Below are 19,672 nucleotides of genomic sequence, written 5' to 3' on the forward strand. Positions count from 1 at the left end.
GAAACGCGGTAGCGCCGATGGTAGTGTGGCATTCGCCATGCGAGAGTAGGACACTGCCAGGCACCCAATACAAGAAACCCCGCTCGATGAGCGGGGTTTTTTATTGCCTGACGTTTCCCCAAAACCAGCCACGGCCTGCCGAATTCGCGTCTGCTTATTCCTTGCGTTCACCAGTTTCGTCACCTGTTGGTGCTCATGAGCTCCGGCACCGAAGGCTTCGTCTGCCGCCGCGCCTGGCTCTCCACTCTCACCAGTTTTCCATTTGATTCCTCACGCGGCGCTATCCTGCTGAAACCCGGCATCGGGTCTGCAATTGGGGTTGTATCTGCATCATAACTCGGTAGAGTAAAGGGCATTCCGGGTTTGCCCATACCATGCCTTTGCTTCTCCATCTGGTATGAGAGCACCCCACCCGTTTTCATTCACCTTCAGTCAGTGGTACCGATATGGAACAAGTAAACAAGTCTACTTTCAGCGATGTGTTGGAATATGTGCGTATGTCCCGTCGTCAGAACAAGCTCAAGCGTGAAATCGCGGACAACGAGAAGAAGATCCGTGACAACCAGAAGCGGGTGCTGCTGCTCGACAACCTGAGCGACTATATCAAGCCCGGCATGAGCATCGATGAGGTGCAGGCCATCATCGCCAACATGCGCACCGATTACGAAGAGCGTGTCGATGATCACATCATCAAGAATGCCGAGCTTTCCAAGGAGCGCAAGGAGCTGAGCACTAAGCTCAAGGGCATGAGTACCAGCAAGTAAGCTCACACCGCCATTCCAGAACACCGGCTTCCAGCCGGTGTTTCATTTCCATTCGGCAGCTCGGATCTCTTGCCGCACTGCAACAATCGGCTCCCATTTTTACAATCGCCCTGTTAACATCGCTGCAAAGCGGTCAATAGTTTTCAAGCCCTTGACTTGAAACGACTAAGCTTGATTGAAAGACAATAAATTGCGCAACCATGGTGGGGCTTATATGGGCGCATCAAAACAGACGGATTCGAACAAAGTGGCATCTCAGGATTCATCCGTACCGCATGCGGACGGGCAATATCAGCGCAAGCGTCGCCCCTGGTGGCGCTGGTTGTTCTGTTTCATCTTTTTGCTCTGCCTGGCTGCCGTGATCGCCCTGGTCGGTTATGAAATGAAGACCTCCCGATTGCAGTCGCAGGAGATCTCCCGTTATGCCGCCAAGCTGACGTATGAGCTGGAACCCGGTCCCAGCAAGCAGATCACCTTCCCGGAAGATGGCCCCTTCGACAAGCGGCTCGGTTATGTGCTGATGCCGATGATCCAGGAGCGCCTCATCCAGCGCGGCTATCAGGTGAGCGAGCAGGTGCGTTTTTCCGATGCGCTTTACAACTACGCCAGCCATGGTTTCTTCGTCCCCTATACCGAGAAGGTGCAGGCGGGGCTGACGCTGCACGACTGCCGTGCCGAGCCTTTCTATCAATACAAGTACCCGACCCATTACTACCCTGATTTCAGCTCCATTCCCCCTCTGGTCATACAGTCGCTGCTGTTTATCGAGAACCGGGAGCTGCTGAGCAACGAGCAGCCGCTGGCCAACCCGGCGGTAGACTGGCCCCGTTTCGCCAAGGCGGCGCTGTCCCAGGTGGGTAAGGCGCTGGACATGCAGGATCAATCCGCCGGGGGAAGTACGCTGGCGACCCAGGTGGAGAAGTATCGTCACTCCCCTGATGGTCTGACCCTGTCCCCCACCGAGAAGATCCGCCAGATGGCCTCGGCCAGCGTGCGGGCCTATCGATTGGGGCCAGAGACCCTGGAAGCCCGCAAACTGGTGGCCTGGGCCTATCTCAACTCGGTGCCGCTCTCGGCGGCTCCTGGTTATGGCGAGGTGCACGGCCTGGGGGATGGTCTCTGGGTCTGGTTCGGAGCCGATGTTGACGAGGTGAATCGCCTGCTGGATCCCGCGCGCAATCAGGACGCCACCCTGGCCGAGCAGGGGCTGGCGCTGCGCCAGGTGGTCTCCCTGATGATTGCCCACCGTCGCCCCTCCTACTATCTGGCCCAGGGGCGGGAGGCGCTGTCGACCCTGACGGACAGCTACCTGCGTCTGTTCGTGCAGGAGGGCATGATCACGCCGCCCTTGATGGAGTCGGCACTCAAGGCCAAGCTTGCGTTCCGCGACTTCCTGCAGGCGCCGGCGATCACCCGGGTCAATAACAACAAGGGGTTGCAGGTCGCGCGCACCCGCCTCAGTCGCCAGCTCGGGGTTCAGCTCTATGATCTGGACCGCATGGATCTGACGGCGGATACGACCCTCAACATGCCGCTGCAAAATGACGTCTCCCGTTATCTGCAGCAGTTGGCGGACCCCACATTCGCCGCCCAGGTCGGGCTGTTTGGTGAGCGCCTGCTCTCGCCGGAGAAGACGGGGGACGTGAAATACAGCTTCACCCTGTTCGAGAAGACGCCGGAAGGGGTCAAGGTGCGGGTGCAGACCGACAACACGGATCAGCCGTTCGACATCAACGAGGGCAGCAAGCTGGAGCTGGGCTCGACCGCCAAGCTGCGGGTGTTGACCACCTATCTGGAGATAGTGACCGAGCTGCATGACAGCTACGGGAACATGCCGGCCGAGAGCCTGCGCAAGATAGAGGTCTCCGATCAGGACAACATCAGTCGTTGGGCCATCGCCTACCTGATGAGTGCCAAGGACAAGAGCCTGCCCGTGATGCTGGAGGCGGCGCTGGATCGCAAATACTCCGCCAGCCCCTACGAGGGCTTCTTCACCGGCGGCGGCATGCACACCTTCAACAACTTCCGCAAGGAAGACAATGGCCGCATTCCGCCTATCCGCGACGCCTTGCGCGAATCCATCAACCTGCCCTTCGTGCGGCTGATGCGGGACATAGTGCGCTACAGCCTCTACAAGGAAGGCAACCGCGCCCAGTTGCTCAAGGATGACAAGGATCCCCGTCGTACCGAGTATCTGGCCAAGTTTGCCGACAAGGAGGGCCAGACCTATCTGCTGCGCTTCTGGCGCAAATATCGCGGCAAGACCACGGATGAGCAGCTTGATACCTTCCTCGACGGCCTCAAGCCCAGCGCAGTGCGCCTCGCGGCCGTGCATCGCTACCTGATGCCGGAAGCGTCACAGGCCGACTTTGCCGCCTTCCTGGCGAAGCGCCTGCCGCGGGACAAGCTGAGCGACAAGCGAGTCGAGCAGCTCTACACCAGCTATGGTCCTGGCAAGTATTCACTGCCGGACCAAGGCTATATCGCCCGCGTCCACCCGCTGGAGCTGTGGCTGCTCTCCTATCTCAGGGAGTTTGACAAGGCTACCTTCGCCGATGCGGTCGCGGCCAGCCGGGATGAGCGTCAGGAGGTCTACAGCTGGCTGTTCAAGACCCGCCATCGCAGCGCCCGGGATAGCCGGATCCGCACCATGCTGGAGGTCGAGGCCTTCCTCGACATCCATCAGCGCTGGGCACGCCTGGGCTATCCGTTTGATCACCTGGTTCCCTCCCTGGCGACCGCTCTCGGCAGCTCGGGAGACAGGCCCGCCGCTTTGGCCGAGTTGATGGGGATCATCCAGAATGGCGGCATGCGGGCACCGACCCTGCGGATCGAGCATCTCTCCTTCGCCAAGGACACGCCCTTCGCCACCGCGTTCGAGCCGGCCAACACTCAGGGTGTTCGGGTGATGCCGGTCGAGGTGGCCAACGCCCTGCGCAACGCCTTGTCCAAGGTGGTTGAGGGGGGAACGGCGCGGCGCATCGCCGGTGCCTTTGCCTTGCAGGATGGCACTGTGCTGTCGTTGGGGGGCAAGACGGGGACGGGGGACAATAGGATCGAGACGGTCGGCCGCTACGGCAATGTCACCAGCTCGCTGGCGCGCAACCGGACCGCGACCTTTGTCTTCTACATAGGGGATGATCACTTCGGTACCCTGACGGCCTATGTGCCTGGCAGCCAGTCCGACAAGTTCCGCTTCACCTCGGCACTGCCGGTGCAGGTCCTCAAGGGGATGGCGCCCTTGCTGGTACCCTATCTGCAACCGGGCACGCACACCCAGTGCTTGCCAGGCAGCTGACGGTGCATAAAAAAACGGGGCCAGTTTGGCCCCGTTTTTGTTTCTGTCGGCGGCAGGTGTCCCGCGCCGACATTGTGACTCACAGCAGATCTTCTATCTCGCCGCGCAGGTACTGGTACATCTCGCGATAGGCCACCGGCGGCTTGTTCAGCTCCCGCTCCTTGTTGGCGGTGCGGATCAACTGGCGCAGCTTCTGGCGATCCAGTTCGTGGAACTGGGACATCAGCTCGTTGAGGGCGCTGTCACCCTCGGTGATCAGGCGCTCACGCCACTGCTCCAGCCGGTGCAGGCGGGCATTCACGGTGGAGTGACGCATCTTGATGATGGAGAGGGCTTCCTCGATCTGCTCTATATCCCGGCTGCGCATCAGGCGGCCGATGAACTGCAGGTGGCGGCGGAAGGACTCGTCCTTCTTGGGTTTGAGCTTGCGACCCAGCTCGACGGCTTCGGCCAGCTCTTCGTCCAGCGGGATCCGTTCCAGCTCGCTGTGGCTCAGGGAGACTATCTCGGCCCCCAGTTTTTGCAGTGCCTCGGCGTCGCGCTTGAGCTGGCTCTTGCTGGGACCCCAATCGTCCAATTCGTTGTCGTCTTGATACTGACTCATCGGTCTCTGATTCCTGTCATTCGCGTTGGGGGATATGTTACCAGCTTCTCCCGCTGGGCGCAGGGGTCTGATATGCTTAGCCCCTTTCCTTCCTTCATACAGATGTGAGTTATGGACCAGCAAGATCAAATTCGCCAGGATCAAGCCCATCTCGAGGCGGTGGTCGCCGAGGCCCTGGAGATAGCCAGAGGGCTGGGCGCCGGGCTTGCGGAAGTTTCCATCAGCAAGCAGACAGGGCTGTCGGTGAATACCCGGGGCTGTGAGCTGGAAAGCATCGAGTTCAACAAGGATGGAGCGCTCGGCATCGCCGTCTATCGCAATGGCTGCAAGGGATCCTCCTCGACCACGGATCTCGGCAAGCCTGCCATTCGCGCCGCCGTCGAAGCGGCCATGGAGATTGCCCGCCACACCTCCCCCGATGAGTATGCCGGCCTGGCGGATGCCGAACTGCTGGCCTGGGATGCCCCGGATCTGCAACTCTGTCACTCCATCGAACTGGATCCCCAGCGTGGCATCGAGCTGGCCATCGAGTGCGAGCGGCTGGCCCTGGGGCGCGATGCCCGCATCAAGCACTCCGATGGCGCCAGCTTTTCAAGCCATCTGGGGGTCAAGGTCTATGGCAACAGCCATGGCTTCGTCAAAGGCTACGCGGCGTCGCGCAACTCCCTGAGCTGCGTGCTGATCGGCGAGCAGGATGGCGACATGCAGCGGGACTATGGCTACTCCTCCAGCCGCGCCCTCTCCGGCCTCTGGAGCCCGCAGCGCATCGCCGACGAGGCGGTGGAGCGCACCGTCTCCCGTCTGGGGGCCCGCAAGATCAGCACTCGCCACGCCCCCGTGCTGTTTCATCCCGACACCGCTGCGGGCCTGTGGGGTCATCTGGTGATGGCCATCAGCGGCGGCAACCTCTATCGCAAGTCGAGCTTCCTGCTGGACAAGCTGGGCAAGCAGATCCTGCCCGAGTGGCTCAGCATCCAGGAGTTTCCCCACCTGCTGGGGGGGCTCGCCAGTACCCCCTTCGACGGCGAAGGGGTGCGTACCCGCGACATGGACATAGTGCGCAATGGCGAGCTGATGAGCTGGCTGCTCACCTCCTACTCGGCCCGCAAGCTGGGGCTGACCACCACGGGCCACGCTGGTGGCATCCATAACTGGCAGGTCTCCAATACCGGCCAGGACTTCCAGGGCATGCTCAAGGAGATGGGCACAGGCCTGTTGGTGACCGAGCTGATGGGGCAGGGGGTCAACATCGTCAATGGTGACTACTCCCGCGGCGCCGCCGGTTTCTGGGTGGAGAATGGCGAGATCCTCTATCCGGTTGAGGAGATCACCATAGCCGGCAACCTGGCCGACATGTTCAGTACCCTGGTGGCGGTGGGGAGCGACGAGGACGAGCGATCCAGCCTCAAGACGGGCTCTGTGCTGGTCGAGCAGATGAAGCTGGCGGGGCACTGAATCGCCAGACCACGGAAATGGAAAAGGCCCCCTCGCTTGGCGAGGGGGCCTTTTTATTGCTCATCGGCAGGGAGTGACGATCACTCCTTGATGCGCTCTATGCAGCCGCCCAGGCCTTGCAGCTTGTGCTCGATGTCTTCATAGCCACGGTCGATGTGATAGATGCGCTCGACCATGGTGGTGCCTTCGGCCACGAAGCCGGCGAGGACCAGGCTGGCGGAGGCGCGCAGATCGGTTGCCATCACCTGGGCACCCTTGAGTTGCTCGGTGTCACGGCAGATGGCCACATTGCCTTGCAGTTCGATGTCCGCGCCCATACGTACCAGCTCGGGCACGTGCATGAAGCGGTTCTCGAAGATGGTCTCGGTGACCATGCCGGTGCCTTTGGCGACTGCATTCAGCACGGTGAACTGTGCCTGCATGTCGGTCGGGAAGGCCGGGTAGGGGGCCGTCTTGATGGTGACCGGCTTGAGGGTACGGCCCGTCATGTCGAGGGAGATCCAGTCTTCCCCCTTCTCGATGAGCGCACCGGCCTCTTCCAGCTTGACCAGTACGGCTTCCAGCAGGGAAGGGTCCGTCTTGCGGCAGGTGATCTTGCCGCCGGTGACGGCGGCGCCAACCAGGAAGGTGCCGGTCTCGATGCGATCCGGCTGGACGCTGTAGCTGCCGCCGTGCAGACGCTCGACCCCGTCGATGGTAAGGGTGTCGGTACCCGCACCCTGGATCCTGGCGCCCAGGGCGTTGAGGAAGTTGGCGAGATCGACCACTTCCGGCTCGCGGGCGGCGTTCTCGATCACGGTGCGACCGTCGGCCAGGGTAGCGGCCATCATCAGGTTCTCGGTGCCGGTGACGGAGATCATGTCCATCAGGATGTGGGCACCCTTGAGGCGACCGTCGACACGGGCCTTGATGTAGCCATCCTCGATGGCGATCTTGGCACCCATCAGCTCGAGGCCGTGCACGTGCAGGTTGACCGGGCGGGCACCGATGGCGCAGCCGCCGGGCAGGGAGACGTCAGCCGCGCCAAAACGGGCGGCCAGCGGGCCCAGTGCCAGTATGGAGGCGCGCATGGTCTTCACCAGCTCGTAGGGGGCGACGTGGTTGTTCACGGCGCCGGTCAGCACGGTCACGTTGCCGTTGACCTTGGTGCTGGCACCCAGCATCTCCAGCAGCTTGAGGGTGGTACCCACGTCTTTGAGACGCGGCACGTTCGAGAGCTGGATCTCCTCGTCGCACAGCAGGGTGGCGAACAGGATCGGCAGGGCGGCGTTTTTGGCGCCGGAGATGGTCACTTCACCGGAGAGGGTGCAGGGGCCGGTGATCTTGAATTTGTCCATTTACTTAGATACCAAATCAGGAGGGCAGTAGAAATTTACGTTCGCGCTTCCATTCGGCATCGGTAAAGGCCTTGATGGAGAGGGCGTGGATGGCGTTGCTGGCGATCTTGTCCATCAGCGGGGCATAGATGGCCTGCTGCTTCTTGACCCGGCTCATGCCGTCAAACATGTCGCCGACCGCAATCACCTGATAGTGACTGCCGTCGCCTTTGACATGGACTTCGGACAATGGCAAAGCCTCAAGGAGTATCGCTTCAATTTCAGAGACTTGCATTATGCGTCCTCGGTGTTGGGCGGGGTGGGTTGAAACAGACTGGCCACCCCGTAAAGGTTGGCCAGGGTATAGAAATCAGTGGAGGCGCCCACCAGTTGCGGCGTGCCTCCCCGTGTCAGGGTGGCTTTGGCCCACTTGACCAGCAGGGCCAGGCCGGCGGAATCCAGGGTGGTGACCCCGCTCATATCGAGCGCGTCATCTTGCCACCACTCGGATCGCCGTTGCCACAGGGCGTTGACCTGCGGCGCCTGCAGCTCCCCCTGGAGTGTCATGACTTGAGCACCAGCGGCTTGGCATTGTGCTCGCGCAACTGGGCGATCACCGCATCTATGCCGTTCTGGCGAATGAGGCCACCGAGTTCGCTCTGCTTGGCAGAGAGCAGGCTGATCCCTTCGGCAACCATGTCGAAGGCCTTCCATTCACCGGTCTTGTTGTTCTTGCGCAGCTTGAACTCGAGGAAGATGTCCGGCTTGCCGGCCTCTTTCACGCTGACGTTGACGGCGGTGATGTTGCTGTCACCGGGCGCCTTGCCCGGCTGGACCTTGACGGTCTGCTTGTCGAAATGGGCCAGGGCATCGGCGTAGGAGCTCACCATGTACTCGGTGAACACCTGGACGAAGGCATCGCGCTGGGCCGGGGTGGTCTCCTTGATCTGGTTGCCGAGCACCTTGTAGGCGGCGAAGCGGTTGTCCACATAGGGCAGCAGCTCTTCGCGGATGATCACCCTCAGGTGATCCGGGTTGCTCTTGACCTGGGACTTGTCCGCCTTCAGGCGGGCGAAGGTCTGCTGGGCAGCCTGATCCACCAGGGCATAGGGATCGGAGGCATTGACCGCCGCCAGGGCGGAAACGGAAAACAGCATGCTGGTCATCAGACCCAGCAGCAGGGCGATCTTCTTGAACATGGTTACTCCTTGGTTGCTGGCGTATCGGTGGCCGGGGAAGACTGGCTGTACAGGAACTTGCCAATCAGGTCTTCCAGCACGATGGCGGACTTGGTGTCTTCTATCATGTCGCCATCCTTGAGCATGCTGGTGCCCATCTCTTCATCGGTGAAACCCGGAGCCAGGCCGATATACTGCTCGCCCAGCAGACCCGAGGTCAGGATGGAGAGGGTGCTGGTTTCGGAGAACTCGCCGGCACTCTTTTGCATCTGCAGGGAGACGATGGGCACCTGGCTCTTGGCATCCAGCGTGATGTCGCTGACTCGACCGACGACGACGCCGCCGACCTTGACCGGCGAGCGTACTTTCAGGCCGCCGATATTATCGAAATGGGCGCGCAGGGTATAGGTTTCTCCTTCCGGTTTGAAACTCAATCCCGCCACTTGCAGTGCCAACGCCAGAATGGCTGCGATGCCAGCCAGCATGAAGGCACCGACCAGGAATTCTACTTTGCTGAACTTCATCTTTCCCTTATCCAAACATGACTGCGGTGAGTATAAAATCCAGACCGAGCACGGCCAGGGATGAGTGGACCACGGTACGGGTCGTCGCCTGACTGATCCCGGCCGAGGTCGGCTTGGCATCATAGCCATTGAAGAGCGCGATCCAGGTCACCACCAGGGCGAATATCACACTCTTGATGGCCCCTTGCATGATGTCGTCCTGCCAGTCGACGGAGGCCTGCATGGCAGACCAGAAGCTGCCCTCATCCACCCCCAGCCAGTCGACCCCGACCAGTTTGCCGCCGAAGATGCCGATCAGGCTGAACATGAAGGCCAGCAGCGGCATGCTGATGGCCCCTGCCCAGAAGCGGGGCGCTACTACCCGGCGCAGGGGATCCACCGCCATCATCTCCAGGCTGGAGAGCTGCTCGGTGGCTTTCATTAGGCCGATTTCGGCGGTGAGGGCCGAACCCGCACGACCGGCAAACAGCAGGGCGGTGACCACGGGGCCCAGCTCCCGCAGCAGGGAGAGGGAGACCAGGGGCCCCAGACTCTGCTCGGCGCCGAAGTCCTTCAGTACGTTGTAACCCTGCAAGGAGAGCACCATGCCGATGAAGAGGCCGGATACCAGAATGATGGCGACCGATTGTACTCCCACTACATAGAGCTGCTGTACCAGCAGGGGGAAGTGCTTGCGGGGCTCGGGTTTGCCCGCCAGCGCGTGAAACAGCATGATGGTGGCGCGGCCGACGGCGCTGATGAACCGCACCCCGCTCCGCCCCAGCTTGCTTATCTGACTTATGAACATCACAGATCCTGTAGCAGGTCGCCTGCCGGAAAATGAAACGGAACAGGACCATCGGGCAATCCCTTGAGGAACTGTTCGACCTCGGGATTGTGCTCCTCGCGCAGTTGCTCCGGCGTGCCCTGCGCCACCACCCTGCGGTTGGCGATGATGTAGGCGTAGTCGGCGATGCTCAGCACCTCCTTCACATCGTGGGTGACGATGACGGAGGTGATGCCGAGGGCATCGTTGAGTTCCTTGATGAGCTTGACCAGCACCGCCATGGTGATGGGATCCTGGCCGACGAAGGGCTCGTCATACATGATGAGATCCGGATCCAGCGCGATGGATCTGGCCAGGGCAGCACGACGGGCCATGCCGCCGGAGAGCTCGGAGGGCATCAGGCGGGCGGCACCACGCAGACCCACCGCCTGCAGCTTCATCATGACGATGGTGTGGATCAGCTCTTCCGGCAGACCCGAGTGCTCCCGCAGCGGGAAGGCCACGTTGTCGAACACCGTCATGCCGGTGAACAGGGCGCCGCTCTGAAACAGCATGCTCATCCGCTTGCGCACCTCATACAGACGGCTGCGGGATAGGGTGGGGATGTCTTCCCCGTCAAACAGAATATGACCGGACTCAGGCTTGAGCTGGCCACCGATCAGGCGCAGCAAGGTGGTCTTGCCGATGCCGCTGGGGCCCATGACGGCGGTGACCTTGCCACGGGGAATGGTCAGGTTGATCCTGTCGTACAGCAACCTATCTCCGTGACTGAAGGTCAGGTCGGAGATGGTGATCAGGTCATCGTTCAAACAATTGTCCATCCGGTATAAATGAAGAGCGAATTTTATGGGCTAGTCTAGGTCTAAGCAACAGCAAGGAACAACTATTGAGCGGCTTTGCCCCCCAAATACGCGACAGTTTTATGTAACAACTTGCATCAGCGGCAGAGCGTCCCGCATCCGATTCGCTTATCTCGGCAGACTTTTTTATAATCCCGCAGCAAATTTCGGCCCGGAGCTGTGCCTTTATGTCTGTAAAGCCTGAAAAAGTGTCTGAATTGTTCGATTTCCGTCGCAGTGCCCGTGCGGTGCTGGACATAGAAAAACAAGCCATCGATGGACTCTACCAGTACCTCGACGAGACCTTCGAGCGCGCCTGCGAGATGGTGCTGCGCTGCGCCGGCAAGATAGTGGTCACCGGCATGGGCAAGTCGGGCCATGTCGGCAACAAGATTGCCGCGACCCTGGCCAGCACCGGGACGCCCGCCTTCTTCCTCCACCCTGGCGAAGCCAGCCACGGGGATCTGGGGATGATCTCCGCCGGGGACCTCATCATCGCCATCTCCAACTCAGGCGAGAGTGACGAGATCCTGGCCCTGCTGCCGGTGCTCAAGCGCCGCGGCATTCCGCTCATCTGCATGACAGGCAACCCGGCCTCCACCATGGCGAAAGAGGCCAACGTGCACCTGTGCATCAAGGTGGAGAAAGAGGCCTGCCCGCTGGGTCTGGCCCCGACCTCAAGCACCACGGCGACCCTGGTGATGGGGGACGCCCTGGCCGTGGCCCTGCTGGAAGCCCGCGGTTTCACCGCCGATGACTTCGCGCTCTCGCACCCGGGCGGATCGCTGGGCAAGCGGCTGCTGCTGCGAGTCGGCGATCTGATGCACAGCGGCGAGCTGTTGCCCCGGGTGGGGATAGATGCCACCATCAGCCAGGCGCTGCTGGAAGTGAGCCGCAAGGGTCTCGGCATGACGGCTGTGGTGGATGGAGAGGGGCTGCTGGCCGGTCTGTTCACCGACGGTGACCTGCGCCGGATCCTGGATCTGCAGGTGGACATTCACCACACCCCGATCAGCCGCGTAATGACGGCCAACTGTGTTACCGTAGGGCCTGAGATGATGGCGGCCGAGGCCGTCAAACTGATGGAAACCAGAAAGATTAACGGATTGCTGGTGGTGGATGAAGAACGGCGACCACTTGGCGCCTTCAACATGCACGACCTGCTGAGAGCCGGGGTGATTTGATGCAAGACGTACCGACCCTCTATGGTCCGGTGACGCGCAGCCAGTACGAGAAGGCGGCGCAGATCCGCCTGCTGGTGTGTGACGTGGATGGGGTGCTCTCCAATGGCTTCATCTATATGGGCAACCAGGGTGAAGAGCTGAAAACCTTCTGCACCCGCGACGGTGCTGGCATGCGTGCCCTGCTCAACGCCGGCATCGAGATTGCCATCATCACAGGACGCAACTCCCGTATCGTCAGCGATCGGATGAGGGGTCTGGGGGTGCAGCACCTGGTGCAGGGGGCGGATCAGAAGCTGCCCCACTTCGAGGCGCTGCTGACCAAGCTCGGTCTGGAAGCGTCGCAAGCGGCCTACATGGGGGACGACGCCATAGATCTGCCGGTGATGCAGGCCTGCGGCCTCGGCATAGCGGTGGCGGATGCCCACCCGCTGGTGCTGGCTCGTGCCGATCTGGTGACCCGCCTCGGGGGCGGAGTGGGCGCGGTGCGCGAGGTGTGCGATCTCATCCTGCAGGCGCAGGGCCTCGGCGACTACCAACCCGAGGCTTCGGTATGAACAAGCAGACGTTTCTGTTCGGCCTGCTGTTTCTGGCGGCGCTGGCCGCCTGGCAGCTCGGCGAGATCGAGCTGGCGCCCGAACCGGCTGCCAAGGTAGAGAACTATCAACCGGACTTCACCGCCAAGAACCTGGTCACGACCCGCTTCAACGAGCAGGGCAAGCGGACCGAGCGGTTGGAGTCCGAATATGCGGAGTATTACCAGATCCTCGAGCAGGCCACCTTCGACAAGCCGGTGGTCTACATGTTCGATGAGCAGGGGGAGGCCGAGTGGAAGGTCACGGCCGAAACCGGGGTGCTCAACACAGATGACAACGTGATCCTGCGTGACAAGGTCCATCTGGACGGCCTGCTGCCGGCGTCTTTCATCTCCACGCTGGATACCCCCTATCTGGAGCTGGATCTGGTGACCCAGGACGTGAGAAGCAACCAGCACATCAGCATAGTGGGTCAGGAATTCCAGACCGAGGGCGTTGGCCTGAAGGGCCATCTGGATCGTAAATATTTCGAATTACTGGATAAAGGCCATGCCACTTATTTCAATGAAAAACGTTAATCTGGCCCTCGTGGCCCTGCTGCTGTGCAGTACAGTGAGCGCCAAAGAGTCCGACTTTGCCGAGAAGGTCTATGTGGATGCGGTCAAGCAAGTGGCCGAGATGCAGGACAACCGCATCACCTTCAGCGAAGACGTGATCATCACCCAGGGCACCATCAAGATTAAGGCCGACAAGGTGGTGGTGATCCGCTCCGGCGACAAGGGCGCAGAGGTGATGACCGCCTATGGCAATCCCGCCACCTTCTTCCAGATCCTGGACAATGGCAAGCCGGTCAATGCCCACGGCAACAGCATTCGCTACGAGCTGAAGAACCGTCTGGTCACCATCACGGGCAACGGTCAGCTCAAGCAGGAAGACAGCCAGGTTACCGGCGACCTCATCCGCTACGACATCGTCAAACAGAAGATGATCGCCGAGAGCAAGGGGCCCACCCAGCGCGTCAAGACGGTGTTCCTGCCGGATCAGGTAGAAAACTTCGACAAACCCGCCGATCAGAAGAAGTAGGAAACAGAAGCCATGGCAGTGTTAAAAGCAACGGGTTTGCAGAAGAGCTACAAGCGCCGCATGGTGGTCAGCGACGTGAGCCTGGAAGTGGGCACCGGCCAGATAGTGGGGCTGCTCGGCCCGAATGGTGCCGGCAAGACCACCTCCTTCTACATGATCGTGGGCCTGGTGCAGCGGGATGCGGGTCTCATCACCATCGACGAGCAGGACATCAGCCTGCAGCCCATGCATATCCGTGCCCGCAATGGCATCGGCTACCTGCCCCAGGAGGCCTCCATCTTCCGGCGCCTGTCTGTGTTCGACAACCTGATGGGGGTCATGCAGACCCGCAAGGGGTTGAGCCGCGAGGAGCGTGAGGATAAGGTCGAGCAGTTGCTGGAAGAGTTCAACATCACCCATATTCGCGACAGCCTGGGTCAGAGCCTGTCTGGCGGGGAGCGACGCCGGGTCGAGATTGCCCGGGCGCTGGCGGCAGAGCCGCGATTCATCCTGTTGGATGAGCCCTTTGCAGGTGTTGATCCTATTTCGGTCATAGACATCAAGAAGATCATCCAGCATCTGAAGGAAAGAGGGCTGGGCGTGCTGATCACAGACCACAACGTCAGAGAGACGCTGGATGTGTGCGAGAAGGCCTACATCGTCAGCCACGGCAAGATGATTGCCGAGGGCGCTCCGGCCGACATCCTCGCCGATGAGCAGGTCAAGCGCGTCTATTTGGGCGATCAATTCAGTCTATAGTAAGGGGGCACCCCTCATTTTTGTTAGGTGACTGCCTCGCTGAACATAAGGATATCCCGACGTAGATGAAGCCGACATTACAGTTGCGTCTCGGTCAGTCCCTGACCATGACGCCACAATTACAACAAGCGATTCGTCTGCTCCAGCTCTCCACTCTGGAACTCCAGCAGGAAATTCAGCAAGCGCTCGATAATAACCCCTTGCTGGAGCAGGAGGAGAATGAGGCGCAGGAAACCAGCCCGATAGAGCCCCAGGACGCCAGTCAACTCGACTCCAGCGACGCCATGGCGCAGGACAGCATGCCGGATGAACTGCCGGTGGACACCACCTGGGATGAGGTCTACTCCGCCGGGACTGCCCAGAGCGCCGGCCCCATCCATGACGGGGAAGACAGCGTCTATCAGGGGGAAACCACCGAGAACCTGCAGGACTATTTGCTGTGGCAGATGCGACTGACGCCGTTCAGTGATCTGGATGCTGCCATTGCCCTCGCCATCATCGACGCCATCGACGAGTCCGGCTACCTGACCGCCTCTCTCGAAGATATTCAGGCTGCAGTCAGCAGTGAAGAGGTAGAAGTGGAACTGGATGAAGTGGAAGCCGTGCTCAAGCGGGTGCAGCATTTCGATCCGGTTGGCATAGCCGCGCGCTCGGTGCAGGAGTGTCTGCTGATCCAGCTTGGTCAGTACTCGCCGGATCTGCCCTGGCTCAATGAGGCAAGGGAGGTGATCCGCGAGCACATGGACCTGCTCGGCAACCGCGACTACCGCACTCTGGCGCGCAAGACCAGGCTCAAGGAGAGCGATCTCAAGGAGGTGCTGGATCTCATCCAGCAACTGGAGCCCAGACCCGGCAATGGCATCATCCAGAGCGAGTCGCAATACGTGATCCCGGACGTCTCCGTGGTCAAGAAGGGGACGAAGTGGGTGGTTGAGCTCAACCCGGATTCGGCGCCGCGCATCCGTGTCAACGAGGCCTATGCGGCCATGGCACGCAATGCCCGCAGCAGCACGGATACCCAGTTCATCCGCTCCCATTTGCAGGAGGCCAAGTGGTTCATCAAGAGTCTGGAGAGTCGCAACGACACCCTGCTCAAGGTGGCCAGCTGCATCGTCGAGCAGCAGCAGGGCTTCTTCGAATACGGTGAAGAGGCCATGAAGCCCATGGTACTCAACGACATCGCCGAGGCGGTGGAGATGCACGAGTCGACGATTTCACGGGTGACGACCCAGAAGTACATGCATACGCCCCGTGGCATCTTTGAACTGAAGTTTTTTTTCTCCAGTCATGTCAACACGGAGGGAGGAGGAGAGTGCTCATCGACCGCAATTCGCGCCCTGATCAAGAAGCTGGTGACGGCCGAAAACCCGGCCAAACCGCTTAGTGATAGCAAGATCGCGGATTTGCTGGCCGAACAGGGTATTATGGTGGCGAGACGCACGATCGCAAAGTACCGTGAATCCTTGTTGATCCCGCCATCCAATCAGCGCAAACGCCTGGTTTAGGCAAACAAAAGGAAGACGTTATGCAAATTAACCTGACCGGACACCATGTCGAGATTACCGAAGCTCTGCGTGATTATGTGAATAACAAATTTGCCAAACTCGAGCGTCACTTTGACCATATCAACAACGTACATGTGGTGTTGAGCGTCGAAAAACTGAACCAGATCGCCGAAGCCAAGCTGCACGTCAGCGGGGGAGAGGTGTTCGCCAATTCGCAGCATGCCGACATGTATGCGGCGATTGATACCCTGCTGGATAAACTGGATCGGCAGATCATCAAGCACAAAGATAAGTTAAATCAAAAATAACTATGCAACTTGAACACATACTGAGTCGGGACTGCACCAAGAGTGCGGTCCCTTGTACCAGCAAGAAACGCGCCCTCGAGATCATCAGTGAGCTGGCCGCAGAGCGCCTCGGCGCCTCCCGCCAGGTGCTGTTTGAAAGCCTGCTGGCGCGGGAAAAGATGGGCAGTACCGGGATCGGTGCCGGTATCGCCATTCCCCATGGCCGGATCGACGACGCCTTTGCGCCGACCGCCGTGCTGATGACCTTCTCCGAACCCATCCCTTTCGATTCTATCGACAATCAACCGGTTGACCTGCTCTTTGCATTGCTGGTGCCGGAAAGCGAGTGCAAGCAGCATCTCAAGACCCTTTCCCTGATGGCATCCAAGCTGGGTGACAAGGCCGTCTGCCGCCAGTTGCGCCAGGCGACCAGCGACGAAGAACTCTATCAGATCATGACCTCGGCCTGATGCCGGGTCTGACACCGCCACGTTGGCGTGAGGGGACAAGATGCAGTTAATAGTGGTAAGCGGTCGTTCGGGCTCCGGCAAGACGGTGGCCCTGAGGGTGCTGGAGGATCTGGGTTACTACTGCGTGGATAACCTGCCGGTCAACCTGCTGCCCCAGCTGATCGTCTCGGTGGAGAGCCAGTATGACAAGCTGGCGGTCAGCATAGACGTGCGCAACCTGCCGACCCAGCCAGACAAGCTGGACAACCTGCTGACCCAGGTGCGCAACGAGGGGCGGGTGGAGTTCTCCAGCTTCTTCTTCGATGCAGACAACGGGACCCTGCTCAAGCGCTATGGCGAGAGCCGCCGGCTGCACCCCCTGTCCCGCAAACAGCTGTCGCTGGATGAGGCGATCCGGGAAGAGACCCACCTGCTGGCGCCCCTCTCCTCGACCGCCGATCTGCGCATCGATACCACCAACCTCAGCATTCATGACCTCAGCGAGCTCATCAAGACCCGGGTGCTCGGCAAGAAAGAGAACGAGCTGGTGCTGGTGTTCGAGTCGTTTGGCTTCAAATACGGCATCCCCAAGGATGCGGACTTCGTGTTCGATGCCCGTTTCCTGCCCAACCCCCACTGGATCCCGGAGCTCAAGCCGTTTACCGGTCAGGATGAGCCCGTGGCCAACTACCTCTCGGCCCAGGCGGACGTGATGCTGTTCATCCAGCAGATAGAGAACATGCTGGTGACCTGGTTGCCCCATCTGGAGCGCAACAATCGCAGCTATGTGACCGTCGGCATAGGTTGTACCGGCGGACAGCACCGTTCGGTGTTCATCGCCGAGCGGCTGGCCAGCACCTTCCGACTGCTTGGCAAGAACGTGCAGATCCGTCACCGCACGCTGGACAAGCGCTCCACCCAAGCCTGACAGACCCACAGGATGTTCAGATGACAGTTTCCGCCTCGGTAGAAGTCAAAAACAAGCTGGGAATCCATGCCAGACCGGCCATGATGCTGTTCGAGCTGGTGCAGGGGTTCGATGCCCATGTGCTGCTGCGCAACGAGGACGGCATCGAGGCCGATGCGGACAGCGTGATCGGCCTGCTGATGCTGGACTCCGCCCAGGGCAAGCAGGTTGAGGTGCAGGTGGAGGGCCCGGAAGAGGTGGAGGCCCTGGCCGCTGTGGTGGCGCTGTTCACCTCGGGCTTCAACGAGGAGTGAGCGACGCCTCCTCTGCCGTCATGAGCCGGCGCGCGCCAGCGCCTTGAAGTCGTAAAAGTCCCGACAAGCCAGCAGATTCCTGCTGGCTTTTTCGTTCATCAGCGCCAGAAACAGATCGTAGAGCCCCATCGCCTCCTCGTAGTCCGCCTTGCTGATGGCGAGCACGAAGACGAGGGTGGCGGTCTCGCCATTGCCCCAGTCGATACCCTGAGGGGCCAGCACGGTATAGACCAGGGTGCGGCGGGCCAGCAGGCCGAGGGAGTGGGGCAGGGCTATGCCCTCTCCCAGCATGGTGGAGACGATGCGCTCCCGCTCGTGCAACGACCCCCTGAAGCCCGGCTCTACCAGCTGCTCGGACTCAAGCTGGTCACAGATGCGGCCAAACAGCTGCGCCTGGCTGAGCGGCTCTGTGACCACCATGAAGTGGTCGGCATCGAAGTACTTGTCCAGCAGGTAGGGGCGGGTGCGGTCGATCAGCACCAGCTTGCCGAGCTGCTCCAGCTGGTATTGGGTCGGGAAGGGGGCGACCTGCACCACGGGGGCGTTCTTCTCGCTCACCTTGACGGTGCTGATGACAAAGTCCTGCTCGATGTGCGCCAGTCCCTCGTAATCCCGTACCGACTCCAGACTGGTCAGCTGCAGCTGGGGGTACTCCCGCCGGATGCGCGCTTCCAGTACCCGGAAGGTGGCGTTGCCCGCATCGCACAGGAGCATGGCCTGGGGACGACGGGTGTAGCCGATGTCATGGTGGCGCTCCAGGCCGACCCCGATATGGATCACCAGATAGCCTATCTCGTGATGGGTCAGCCGGTAGGGGGTCTGCCTTATCCACTCCGAGATGGCGGCCAGGGTGATGTCGTAGGCGAGGGGATAGTACTGCTTGATGTGGTCCGCCAGCGGGTTGTGGCTGCCTATCTGGTATTTGACCCGCAGCAGCATGGCGCTGATGTGGGTCTGCAGATCGGCCCGCAACTGCGGGTCGGCGCGCAGATCATAGGGGTAGTGCTGGTGGATGTAGGTCAGCAAGTGCTCCACCAGCTGCTCGCTCTCGGCAGCCATGGCCGGGCTGAGCTGGGGAGTATCGGCAGTGAGGCGGGCCTGGATCTGGATGGCGAGGCAGGCGATCTCCTCCTCCCCAGGCGGGGTCAGGGTCGGCAGCTCGCCATAGATGTCGCGGGCCACCGCGGCCAGGGTCTGGGTGATGTCGTCGCTGGCAAACTCGCGCAGCTCGTGGCCCGCCGCCTGACGCAGCAGGGCGACGGCGCAATAGATGGCGAGCTGTTGCAGGCTCTCGTCGGCGAGGCGCAGTTGATGGCGGCCGAGCTGATCGTGAATATGGTTGCCCACCACTTCCAGGGTCTTGCTGGGGCAGAGGGTGGGCAGCAGGCTCTGCAGCGGCTGGTTGTTCAGCAGCTCCTGACACAGCAGCTGGGTCAGGCAGGCACGGATCGCCGTCTCGCTCCCCTGGATGCGCATGCCCAGCCGTGGCTTGCTCTCTATGGTGAGCCCGAAGTGGGCGAGCCGCTCCCTCACCTGTGCCATGTCTCCCTGCAGGGCCGCCCGGCTCAGATACCAGGTATCCGCCAGCTCATCGAGCTTGATCCCTTGCTCCGCCGTCAGCAGCAGGATCTGCAGATGCAGCACCCGCTCGCGACTGGTGCGCGGCAGGCTGCTCTCCTGCTCCTGTGCTGCCAGCAGCGCATCAAACAGCCCCTGATTGTAAATCTTGAGCTGATAGCCGGTGCCGCGCTGGTGGATCAGGTGGGCGCCCTGGGTGGCGATCAGTTCGTTGAGGGTCGCCACGTCGGTGCGCACTGTGCGGGTGGAGACATTGAGGCGACGGGCCAGCTCCTCCTGGGGCAGCGGCTCGGCATGGAGCTGGGTCAGCAGTTGATGGAGCCTGGGGTGGGGCAGCTTGATCATGGGGT

Annotated in this window: 22 protein-coding genes; 13 read left to right on the forward strand and 9 right to left on the reverse strand. The window is 60.9% G+C overall.

Features of this window, described 5'->3' with window-relative positions; translation table 11 throughout:
* Positions 1-446: 446 nt before the first annotated feature.
* A complete protein-coding gene (tmaR, locus tag AC1IN8_RS11885) occupies positions 447-764 on the forward strand; it encodes a PTS system regulator TmaR (protein WP_025328544.1) in 318 nt (105 codons plus the stop codon).
* A gap of 214 nt (positions 765-978) precedes the next feature.
* Positions 979-4,062 carry a transglycosylase domain-containing protein gene (locus AC1IN8_RS11890; protein WP_479758934.1) on the forward strand — a complete coding sequence of 1,028 codons (3,084 nt, stop codon included), beginning with the start codon at positions 979-981 and terminating at the stop codon, positions 4,060-4,062.
* A gap of 79 nt (positions 4,063-4,141) precedes the next feature.
* Here AC1IN8_RS11890 and yjgA read toward each other — a convergent pair whose 3' ends face one another.
* Positions 4,142-4,666 carry a ribosome biogenesis factor YjgA gene (yjgA, locus tag AC1IN8_RS11895; RefSeq protein ID WP_025328542.1) on the reverse strand — a complete coding sequence of 175 codons (525 nt, stop codon included), beginning with the start codon at positions 4,664-4,666 and terminating at the stop codon, positions 4,142-4,144.
* A gap of 111 nt (positions 4,667-4,777) precedes the next feature.
* Between yjgA and pmbA the strand changes: the two genes are divergently transcribed.
* Entirely contained in the window at positions 4,778-6,121 is a 1,344-nt protein-coding gene (gene pmbA, locus AC1IN8_RS11900; protein WP_479758935.1) for a metalloprotease PmbA, read from the forward strand.
* An 80-nt stretch (positions 6,122-6,201) separates the two neighbouring features.
* Here the strand turns inward: pmbA and murA are convergent, their stop codons facing one another.
* The 7 genes from murA to mlaF are packed head-to-tail and all read right to left on the reverse strand — an operon-like array spanning position 6,202 to position 10,726.
* Positions 6,202-7,458, reverse strand: coding sequence for a UDP-N-acetylglucosamine 1-carboxyvinyltransferase (gene murA / locus AC1IN8_RS11905; protein ID WP_319917335.1), 1,257 nt, complete (start codon positions 7,456-7,458; stop codon positions 6,202-6,204).
* 16 nt (positions 7,459-7,474) lie between these two features.
* Positions 7,475-7,732, reverse strand: a complete 258-nt coding sequence (gene ibaG / locus AC1IN8_RS11910; protein ID WP_005306001.1) for a BolA family iron metabolism protein IbaG — start codon at positions 7,730-7,732, stop codon at positions 7,475-7,477.
* Positions 7,732-8,004, reverse strand: coding sequence for an STAS domain-containing protein (locus AC1IN8_RS11915; RefSeq protein WP_139438927.1), 273 nt, complete (start codon positions 8,002-8,004; stop codon positions 7,732-7,734). The genes ibaG and AC1IN8_RS11915 overlap by 1 nt, the downstream gene beginning before the upstream one ends.
* On the reverse strand, positions 8,001-8,636 hold the full coding sequence (gene mlaC / locus AC1IN8_RS11920) for a phospholipid-binding protein MlaC (RefSeq protein ID WP_139438925.1): 636 nt from the start codon (positions 8,634-8,636) through the stop codon (positions 8,001-8,003). Before mlaC ends, AC1IN8_RS11915 begins: the two co-directional genes overlap by 4 nt.
* A gap of 2 nt (positions 8,637-8,638) precedes the next feature.
* Positions 8,639-9,139: an outer membrane lipid asymmetry maintenance protein MlaD gene (mlaD, locus tag AC1IN8_RS11925; RefSeq protein WP_265436435.1), complete on the reverse strand. Its 501-nt coding sequence runs from the start codon at positions 9,137-9,139 to the stop codon at positions 8,639-8,641.
* 7 nt (positions 9,140-9,146) lie between these two features.
* Positions 9,147-9,926: a lipid asymmetry maintenance ABC transporter permease subunit MlaE gene (gene mlaE / locus AC1IN8_RS11930; protein ID WP_202047363.1), complete on the reverse strand. Its 780-nt coding sequence runs from the start codon at positions 9,924-9,926 to the stop codon at positions 9,147-9,149.
* Positions 9,926-10,726 (reverse strand): phospholipid ABC transporter ATP-binding protein MlaF, encoded by an 801-nt coding sequence (gene mlaF, locus AC1IN8_RS11935; protein ID WP_025328535.1) that lies wholly within the window; start codon positions 10,724-10,726, stop codon positions 9,926-9,928. The genes mlaE and mlaF overlap by 1 nt, the downstream gene beginning before the upstream one ends.
* Positions 10,727-10,932: 206 nt before the next feature.
* On the opposite strand from mlaF, the gene AC1IN8_RS11940 reads away from it, so the two are divergent.
* The 10 genes from AC1IN8_RS11940 (at position 10,933) to npr (ending at position 17,744) form a co-directional block, all read left to right on the forward strand.
* The gene (locus tag AC1IN8_RS11940; RefSeq protein WP_479758936.1) at positions 10,933-11,928 is read left to right on the forward strand and encodes a KpsF/GutQ family sugar-phosphate isomerase; all 996 of its coding nucleotides are present in this window, start codon (positions 10,933-10,935) and stop codon (positions 11,926-11,928) included.
* A complete protein-coding gene (gene kdsC, locus AC1IN8_RS11945) occupies positions 11,928-12,482 on the forward strand; it encodes a 3-deoxy-manno-octulosonate-8-phosphatase KdsC (RefSeq protein WP_479758937.1) in 555 nt (184 codons plus the stop codon). Before AC1IN8_RS11940 ends, kdsC begins: the two co-directional genes overlap by 1 nt.
* Entirely contained in the window at positions 12,479-13,039 is a 561-nt protein-coding gene (gene lptC, locus AC1IN8_RS11950) for an LPS export ABC transporter periplasmic protein LptC (RefSeq protein ID WP_139438913.1), read from the forward strand. The genes kdsC and lptC overlap by 4 nt, the downstream gene beginning before the upstream one ends.
* A complete protein-coding gene (lptA, locus tag AC1IN8_RS11955) occupies positions 13,026-13,544 on the forward strand; it encodes a lipopolysaccharide transport periplasmic protein LptA (protein WP_479758938.1) in 519 nt (172 codons plus the stop codon). The genes lptC and lptA overlap by 14 nt, the downstream gene beginning before the upstream one ends.
* 12 nt (positions 13,545-13,556) lie before the next feature.
* A complete protein-coding gene (lptB, locus tag AC1IN8_RS11960) occupies positions 13,557-14,282 on the forward strand; it encodes an LPS export ABC transporter ATP-binding protein (protein WP_010675872.1) in 726 nt (241 codons plus the stop codon).
* Positions 14,283-14,347: 65 nt separating this feature from the next.
* The gene (locus tag AC1IN8_RS11965; protein WP_139438911.1) at positions 14,348-15,787 is read left to right on the forward strand and encodes an RNA polymerase factor sigma-54; all 1,440 of its coding nucleotides are present in this window, start codon (positions 14,348-14,350) and stop codon (positions 15,785-15,787) included.
* Between the two features lie 20 nt (positions 15,788-15,807).
* The gene (gene hpf / locus AC1IN8_RS11970) at positions 15,808-16,095 is read left to right on the forward strand and encodes a ribosome hibernation promoting factor (RefSeq protein ID WP_005305957.1); all 288 of its coding nucleotides are present in this window, start codon (positions 15,808-15,810) and stop codon (positions 16,093-16,095) included.
* 2 nt (positions 16,096-16,097) lie between these two features.
* Positions 16,098-16,544: a PTS IIA-like nitrogen regulatory protein PtsN gene (ptsN, locus tag AC1IN8_RS11975; protein WP_010675870.1), complete on the forward strand. Its 447-nt coding sequence runs from the start codon at positions 16,098-16,100 to the stop codon at positions 16,542-16,544.
* 40 nt (positions 16,545-16,584) lie between these two features.
* Positions 16,585-17,451 (forward strand): RNase adapter RapZ, encoded by an 867-nt coding sequence (gene rapZ / locus AC1IN8_RS11980; RefSeq protein ID WP_139438909.1) that lies wholly within the window; start codon positions 16,585-16,587, stop codon positions 17,449-17,451.
* Positions 17,452-17,471: 20 nt separating this feature from the next.
* Positions 17,472-17,744 carry a PTS phosphocarrier protein NPr gene (gene npr, locus AC1IN8_RS11985; protein WP_005331359.1) on the forward strand — a complete coding sequence of 91 codons (273 nt, stop codon included), beginning with the start codon at positions 17,472-17,474 and terminating at the stop codon, positions 17,742-17,744.
* Positions 17,745-17,762: 18 nt separating this feature from the next.
* On the opposite strand, the gene AC1IN8_RS11990 is transcribed toward npr, so the two are convergent.
* Entirely contained in the window at positions 17,763-19,667 is a 1,905-nt protein-coding gene (locus AC1IN8_RS11990; RefSeq protein ID WP_247625375.1) for a BglG family transcription antiterminator, read from the reverse strand.
* Positions 19,668-19,672: the final 5 nt, after the last annotated feature.

This window comes from Aeromonas sp. 130281 (assembly GCF_056642115.1).